We start from the raw sequence: 392 nt of genomic DNA on the forward strand, positions 1-392 counted from the left end.
GGATAGAATATTAATTCGTTGATCAGAATGATGGGGAGTTTTCTTTACTAATCCTTTATCGGTCAAGGTTTTAACTTGTCTGCTGAAAGTGGTAATGTCCATTCCTAGAGCGCCTGCAATTTCCTGCATGGAGGGATTATGCTGACGATTAATTTCATATAGGATATGGCTTTGTACAAGTGACACCTCTTGGCCGCAACAGGAATCGCAGCATTGTTCATTTAACAAACCAAAATTCCGGGACAAGATCTGAAACATATTCCTTACGTTTTCCATTTGTATGACCTCCTGAGCCAGTTATACCATTTATATTTGCAAAATGCAAATAAAAAGTTGTGATCGATTTTACAATTTCTGCGACTTTTTTATACAAATCAGCAGTAGCCCATACC

At 37.8% G+C, this 392-nt stretch carries 1 protein-coding gene; it reads right to left on the reverse strand.

The genetic code is table 11. The features are described from left to right. Positions 1-276 (reverse strand): MarR family winged helix-turn-helix transcriptional regulator (locus AC1DF3_RS37205; protein ID WP_478142844.1); only part of this gene is annotated, 276 nt, incomplete at its 3' end. Positions 277-392 lie beyond the last annotated feature (116 nt).

The organism is Variovorax sp. 10N432 (assembly GCF_056394465.1).